This is a genomic window from Streptomyces sp. CBMA123, assembly GCF_014596465.1.
Lineage (GTDB): Bacteria > Actinomycetota > Actinomycetes > Streptomycetales > Streptomycetaceae > Kitasatospora.
In genome coordinates, this window is sequence record NZ_MECK01000327.1 from 1 (window position 1) to 5,325 (window position 5,325).

7 protein-coding genes are annotated in these 5,325 nt (G+C 71.8%); 4 read left to right on the top strand and 3 right to left on the bottom strand.

Annotated elements, in window-relative coordinates; translation table 11 throughout:
* Positions 1-187: 187 nt before the first annotated feature.
* Positions 188-676, bottom strand: coding sequence for a glutathione peroxidase (locus BG452_RS29245; protein WP_188307362.1), 489 nt, complete (start codon positions 674-676; stop codon positions 188-190).
* A 147-nt stretch (positions 677-823) separates the two neighbouring features.
* A complete protein-coding gene (gcl, locus tag BG452_RS29250; RefSeq protein ID WP_188307363.1) occupies positions 824-2,605 on the bottom strand; it encodes a glyoxylate carboligase in 1,782 nt (593 codons plus the stop codon).
* Between the two features lie 412 nt (positions 2,606-3,017).
* On the opposite strand from gcl, the gene BG452_RS29255 reads away from it, so the two are divergent.
* A complete protein-coding gene (locus tag BG452_RS29255) occupies positions 3,018-3,194 on the top strand; it encodes a hypothetical protein (protein ID WP_188307364.1) in 177 nt (58 codons plus the stop codon).
* A gap of 66 nt (positions 3,195-3,260) precedes the next feature.
* On the top strand, positions 3,261-3,557 hold the full coding sequence (locus BG452_RS29260; protein WP_188307365.1) for an MTH1187 family thiamine-binding protein: 297 nt from the start codon (positions 3,261-3,263) through the stop codon (positions 3,555-3,557).
* A gap of 44 nt (positions 3,558-3,601) precedes the next feature.
* Here BG452_RS29260 and BG452_RS29265 read toward each other — a convergent pair whose 3' ends face one another.
* Positions 3,602-4,069, bottom strand: a complete 468-nt coding sequence (locus BG452_RS29265) for a DoxX family protein (RefSeq protein WP_188307366.1) — start codon at positions 4,067-4,069, stop codon at positions 3,602-3,604.
* A 148-nt stretch (positions 4,070-4,217) separates the two neighbouring features.
* On the opposite strand from BG452_RS29265, the gene BG452_RS29270 reads away from it, so the two are divergent.
* Both BG452_RS29270 and BG452_RS29275 read left to right on the top strand, forming a co-directional pair.
* The gene (locus BG452_RS29270) at positions 4,218-4,796 is read left to right on the top strand and encodes a TetR/AcrR family transcriptional regulator (RefSeq protein ID WP_188307367.1); all 579 of its coding nucleotides are present in this window, start codon (positions 4,218-4,220) and stop codon (positions 4,794-4,796) included.
* Positions 4,797-4,879: 83 nt separating this feature from the next.
* Positions 4,880-5,325, top strand: a 446-nt coding sequence (locus BG452_RS29275) for an MFS transporter (protein ID WP_188307368.1), incomplete at its 3' end; no start/stop codon positions are given.

Consider the following 5,325-nt stretch of genomic DNA (forward strand, 5'->3'; position numbering starts at 1 on the left):
GCCATCGCCAAGACGGCCTTCGACACCCTGGCCACCGCCTTCGGCCAGCACGTCGAGAACTGGCAGCACGAGGTCGTCGACCGGCTGCACAACTCGCAGTGGAGCGGCACCGCCGCCGACCACGCCAACGCCCGGAGGCTGTTGCTGTGACGGCGGCGGGCGGCCCGCCGCCGTCACGGCGGGGGCGTCAGGCCGGCAGCACGGCCTCGATCGCGGCGGTCAGCTCGGCCGACTCGGGCTCGACCCGGGGCCGGATCCGGGCGGCCACGGTGCCGTCCGGCGAGATCAGGAACTTCTCGAAGTTCCAGCTGATGTCACCGGCCTCGCCCTCGGCGTCGGCGACCTCGGTCAGCTGCTGGTACAGCGGGTGCCGGTCGTCACCGTTGACGTCGATCTTCTCGAACAGCGGGAACGTCACGCCGTACGTGGTCGAGCAGAAGCTCTGGATGTCCTCGGCGCTGCCCGGCTCCTGCCCGGCGAACTGGTTGCACGGGAAGCCCAGCACGGTGAACCCGCGCTCGGCGTAGCGCTTCTGGAGGTTCTCCAGGCCGGTGTACTGCGGGGTCAGCCCGCACTTGGACGCGACGTTGACGATCAGCAGCGCCTTGCCCTTGTGGTCGGCCAGCGAGGCGGGCTCGCCGGCGAGGGTGCGCAGCGGGATCTCGTACAGGCTCACGGTGGTGGTCCTTTCGGCAGGTTGGCAGCGGGGTGTCGCTCGGGCACACGGTAGCGGCCCAGGACGGGTCAACCGCGCCGGCCCCGCCGGTGTTCCGCCTGGCAGGGGCGTACGGAGCGGCTCGTACGCCCCCGCCGGGCGGTGTTCTCAGAGCGCCAGCGGCTTGATCGCGGTCGGCGCGTGCTCGGGGAGGGTGGCCAGTTCCTCGAACTCGTTGACCTTGTCGATGTCGCTGCCGCTCATCGAGATGTTGGTGACCCGCTCCAGGATCGCCTCGACCACGACCGGGACGCGGAACTCGGCGGCCAGCTTCTTGGCCTCCTCGAAGGCCGGCAGCAGGCCCTCCGGCTCGGTGACCCGGATCGCCTTGCAGCCCAGGCCCTCGGCGACCTTGACGTGGTCCACGCCGTAGACGCCCAGCTCCGGCGCGTTGATGTTCTCGAACTCCAGCTTGACCTGGAAGTCGATGTCGAAGTTGCGCTGCGCCTGGCGGATCAGGCCCAGGTAGGAGTTGTTCACCAGCACGTGGACGTACGGGATCCGGTGCTGGGCGCCGACCGCCAGCTCCTCGATCATGAACTGGAAGTCGTAGTCGCCCGAGAGCGCGACGATCTGGCCCTCGGGGTCGGCGGTGGCGACGCCCAGCGCGGCCGGGATGGTCCAGCCCAGCGGGCCGGCCTGGCCGCAGTTGATCCAGTGCCGCGGCCGGTAGACGTGCAGCATCTGGGCGCCGGCGATCTGGGACAGGCCGATGGTGGTGACGTAGCGGGTCTCCGGGCCGAAGGCGCGGTTCATCTCCTCGTAGACGCGCTGCGGCTTGAGCGGCACGTCGTCGAAGTGGGTGCGGCGCTGCAGCCGGGCCTTGCGCTCCTGGGTGGAGGCGGCCCAGGCGCCGCGGTCCTTGAGGGTGCCGGCGGCCTTGAGCTCCTTGGCGACCTCGACGAACAGCTCCAGCGCGGCCTTGGCGTCGGAGGCGATGCCGAGGGTGGGGGCGAAGATCCTGCCGATCTGGGTGGGCTCGACGTCGACGTGGACGAAGGTGCGGCCCGCGGTGTAGACGTCCAGGCCGCCGGTGTGGCGGTTGGCCCAGCGGTTGCCGATGCCGAGGACGAAGTCGGCGGCGAGGAAGTTCTCGTTGCCGTAGCGGTGCGAGGTCTGCAGGCCGACCATGCCGGCGTTCAGCTCGTGGTCGTCCGGGACGATGCCCCAGCCCATCAGGGTCGGGACGACCGGGACGCCGGTCAGCTCGGCGAACTCCAGCAGCAGGTCGGCCGCGTCGGCGTTGATGACGCCGCCGCCGGCCACGATCAGCGGGCGCTCGGACTCCTGGAGCAGCGCGATGGCCTTCTCGATCTGGATCCGGTTGGCGGCCGGCTTGTAGACCGGCAGCGGCTGGTAGGCCTCCGGGTCGAAGTCGATCTCGGTCAGCTGGACGTCGATCGGCAGGTCGATCAGCACCGGGCCGGGGCGGCCGGAGCGCATCAGGTGGAAGGCCTGCTGGAAGACGCCGGGGACCTGCGCGGCCTCCAGGACGGTGGTGGCGGCCTTGGTGACCGGCTTGGCGATCGAGGCGATGTCGACGGCCTGGAAGTCCTCCTTGTGGAGGCGGGCGACCGGGGCCTGGCCGGTGATGCACAGGATCGGGACGGAGTCGGCGATCGCCGAGTACAGGCCGGTGATCATGTCGGTGCCGGCCGGGCCGGAGGTGCCGATGCACACGCCGATGTTGCCGGCCTTGGCCCGGGTGTAGCCCTCGGCCATGTGGGAGGCGCCCTCGACGTGCCGGGCCAGGGTGTGCCTGATCCCGCCGGAGGCCTGGAGGGCGGCGTAGAAGGGGTTGATGGCGGCGCCCGGCACACCGAAGGCGACGTCGACGCCTTCGAGCTTGAGGATCTCCACGGCCGCGCGGGCGGCTGTCATACGAGGCATCGGTTCTCTCCTGCGTCGGCCCGCAGTGGGTCGGAGGGCTCATCTCCTGATTTCCACCATACGGAAGAAGGGTTTCTGTATGTGGAAGCACGGTAGGGTCGGGCCCGGCGGGGAGTCAAGAGGTGATTCAACAGAATGTGGAAGGCGCTGGACGGTCCCCCGACCCGCCGGGCCTCGCGCACCAGAACCACGTTCGCGCAGGTGCCCCCGGGGAACCGAAGGCTCCGGGCCGACGAAGCGCACCCGGTGTGCAGGGCCCGTGGACCTTGTTCGAGGGGGCGCCGATCGGCGCCGGCCTGGCCCTGGTCGAGTCCGCCTGGCGGGCCTCGCACCTCCAGCTCGCGGTCGGGGAGGTCGCGCTGACCCGCCCCGCCTGCTGGACGCCCTGGAACGGCTGCGCGGCGACCGGGCGGTGGAGCCGGACTGGTCCGCCCTGCACCACCTGGACCACGCCCGCACCCTGGCGCTCGCCTCCTGGGCCGCCCACCACCGCGCCCGCGCCCACCACCGCGCCCGCGCCCGCGCCCCGCTCGCCGTCGAACCGCCGCTCCCGACGGTCGTCCGATGGGAGGGCGTTCCCGGGCCCTAGCCTGGTCGCGGCCCGGAGTGGTCCGGGCCGCGACCGGTGTCGTCGGGTGTCAAGGAGTGCAGAGTCATGATCGCAGCCTTTTCGGTGACCCCGCTGGGGATCGGCGAGGACGTGGGGGAGGCGGTGGCCGCGGCCGTCCGGGTGGTCCGGGCCAGCGGGCTGCCGAACCGGACGGATGCCATGTTCACGAGCATCGAGGGGGAGTGGGACGAGGTGATGCCGGTGATCAGGGCGGCGATCGAGGCGGTGAAGGCGCACAGCGACCGGGTGAGCACGGTCATCAAGATCGACGACCGGGCCGGGGTCACCGACGGCCTCACCGCCAAGGTCGCCACGGTCGAGCGGTACCTCGCGGAGGGCTGAGCTCGGCCCGCGAGGTCCAGCTCGCGAGGTTCGGCCCGCGAGGTTCAGCCCGTGGAGGTCGGCTGGGGGCTGGGCTCGGCCGCCGGGTGGCGGGTGGCGAGCAGCCGGTCCAGGGAGTACGGGCCGGCGCCGAGCACCGCGATGGCCAGGAAGGCCCAGCAGAACAGCACCGAGGGCTCGCCGCCGTTCTGCAGCGGCAGCAGGGCGTGTTCCTGGTGGACGGTGAAGTAGGCGTAGGCCATCGAGCCGGAGCAGAGCAGGGCGGCCGTCCTGGTGCCGATGCCGAGCAGCACCAGGGCGCCGCCGACGAGTTGGATGAGTGCGGCCCACCAGCCCGGCCACTGGCCGAGCGGGATGGTGCCGCCGCCCCTGGTGCCGCCGAGGACGCCGAAGAGCGCGGCGGCGCCGTGGCAGGCGAAGAGCAGGCCGACGACGATCCGGAAGGCCGTCAGTACGAGCGGGCGGGCGGCCTCGACGGCCTGGCGGGGGGTGGGGGTCAGATGTGCGGGCATGCCGGTACGCCTCCTGTGGGGGAGGAGGGATGGGGCGGTAAGGCTAGCCTTGGTCTAGTCCACTTGGCAATGCTCCGTCAGGGATCGGTCTGGACCACTTCAAGCGCTTTCTTGACTGATCGGTCTGGAAAGGGCTAGCGTTCTCGTCATGGCGCGAACCAAGGAATTCGACCCGGATGCGGCGCTCCAGGCAGCTCTCGAACTGTTCTGGCGGCGCGGCTACGAGGCCACCTCGATGGCCGACCTGGTCGAGGGGCTGGGTATCGCCCGGGCCAGCATCTACGCCACCTTCGGCAGCAAGCACGAGCTCTACCTGCGTGCGCTGGAGCGCTACAACGAGCAGCACGATCCGGGCCTGCTGGCCGAGCTGTCCCAGCCCGGCCCGGTGCTGCCGGCCGTCCGCGCCCTGGTGCGCCGGTATGCGCTGATGGAGGGCGAAGACCGCAAGCGCGGCTGCTTCATCACCAACACGGCCGTCGAACTCGCCCCGCACGACGCGGCGGCGGCCCGCCGGGTGGAGGCCAGCTACGACCACCTGGAGACCTCGCTGACCGCCGCCCTGCTGCGCGCCGACGCCCAGGGCGAACTGCCCGCGGGGCGGGAGCCGCGGGCGCTGGCCCGGATGCTGGTGGTGCTGCTGCAGGGGATCCGGGTGGTGGGCAAGACCGCCGACGGCGCACCCCGGGTGCGGGACGCCGCCGAACAGGCGCTGGCCCTGCTGGACTGAGCTCCGGCCGGCCCGGCCGGTGTCTTTTGGTGGGCTTATTCTGGACCGAACGGTCTTGAAAATTTGGTAGGGGGGAGTTTTCCATGAGTGTCGCCGCGCCGACGGCCCGGTCGAGCTTCGCGCTGCTCGGCGTCGTCCAGGCCGCCCTGATCTTCACCATCATGATCCTCACTGTGCCGCTGCCCCTGGTCGCCCGGGAGCTCGGGCTCGGTCCGTCCGAGGTGCTGCTGCTCAGCGCCGCGTACGGGCTCTCCTTCGCCGCCCTGTTACTGCTCGGCGGGCGGCTGACCGACCGTTACGGTGGCCGCCGGACGCTCCGGTGGGGCCTGGCCCTGCTCGCCGCCGCCTCGGTGGCCTGCGCCCTCGCACCCGGCTACGCCGTCCTGCTGGCCGGCCGCTTCGTCCAGGGCGCCGGCGCGGCGCTCGCCGCCCCGGGCGCGGTCGCGGTGGTCCGCCGGCTGTACCCCGAACCCGCCGCCTACCGGCGGGCGATGGCCGGCTGGGGCGGCCTCTCGGTGATCGGCGCGAC